This is a genomic window from Bradyrhizobium sp. NBAIM08 (assembly GCF_020193935.1).
Classification (GTDB): Bacteria; Pseudomonadota; Alphaproteobacteria; order Rhizobiales; family Xanthobacteraceae; genus Bradyrhizobium; species Bradyrhizobium yuanmingense.
Genome location: NZ_JADYVR010001151.1, coordinates 1 through 393 on the forward strand (window position 1 = coordinate 1; position 393 = coordinate 393).

The 393-nt window shown below is 76.1% G+C and carries 1 pseudogene; it reads right to left on the minus strand.

Going from position 1 to position 393, the window contains the following annotated elements:
• A pseudogene (locus I6F37_RS43910) lies at positions 1-393 on the minus strand (hypothetical protein); the annotation flags it as partial.

Genomic DNA, 393 nt, shown 5'->3' on the forward strand with positions numbered 1-393 from the left:
CACCGACGCGCCAGCCGTGCTCCGCGACGAGCCGGCGGATGACGTGGGCGGCGACGTGGGTCTTGCCCGTCCCGGGCGGGCCCTGGACGCCGACGTAGGAGTGGTCGAGGTCGAGCACGGCAGCGGTCACCGCGTCGACGTGCCGGTCCGGACCGTCCCCGACCGCGGGTAGCGTGCCGGAGCGGGTCCGGGGCGGCAGGCCACGCAACAGGTCGAGGCCCGGCTGCGGCGGGAGCACGCCACCGGAGTCCGCGACGGACCAGCCGAGCTCGGCGAGCGCATCGTCAATGCTGACCGTCCGCGGCGGCGAGGTCGGCACGAGCGCGATGGGGAGCAGGGAGTGCGCCGAGCACACCCCGGGCAGGCGCTCCTCGACGACGAGCACCTCCAGCC